1 protein-coding gene is annotated in these 668 nt (G+C 44.2%); it reads left to right on the top strand.

Annotated features, from left to right (window positions below):
• The coding region (locus A3763_RS00345) for an ABC transporter ATP-binding protein (RefSeq protein ID WP_156494777.1) at positions 1 to 668 on the top strand (668 nt) is incomplete at both ends.

Below are 668 nucleotides of genomic sequence, written 5' to 3'. Positions count from 1 at the left end.
TAAGCTGGTCAGAGGTGATATAGCTTGTTTACTTGGGCCAAGTGGGTGTGGCAAAAGCACCATTCTCCGCGCTATCGCCGGCTTTGAGAATCTTGAAGCCGGCACAATCAATTTGAACGGCTTAACTATATCCAGTACCAACAAGGTACAAGCCCCCGAGAAAAGACGGATTGGCATGGTATTTCAAGACTATGCCCTCTTCCCCCACCTTAGCGTCAGCCAAAATATCGCTTTCGGCCTCACAGGCATTAAGGACAAAACCGAAAAGTNAGCTCATATTGAAAAGTTAATTCACTTAGTCGACCTAGATGGCTATCAAAACAGCTTTCCACATGAACTGTCTGGCGGGCAACAACAACGAGTAGCGCTAGCACGAGCTTTAGCGCCTGAACCCGAACTTATCCTACTAGATGAACCTTTTTCAAATCTTGATGCTGAGCTACGCAACCGTCTAAGCATTGATATCAGGAACATTCTTAAGACTTTAGGAATCAGTGCAATATTAGTGACTCATGATCAGAAAGAAGCATTCGCTATGTGTGACTATATTGGCGTTATTGATCAAGGAAAAGTTCAACAATGGGGAAAACCCTACGAGCTATATCACGAACCCGTAAATCCTTTTGTCGCTAGGTTTATTGGACACGGCACCTTTATCAAAGGTGAAA

It is taken from the genome of Oleiphilus sp. HI0128, assembly GCF_001635365.1.
Note: the sequence above shows the minus strand (reverse complement) of the source record. Positions and strands in the feature narration are given on the sequence as shown.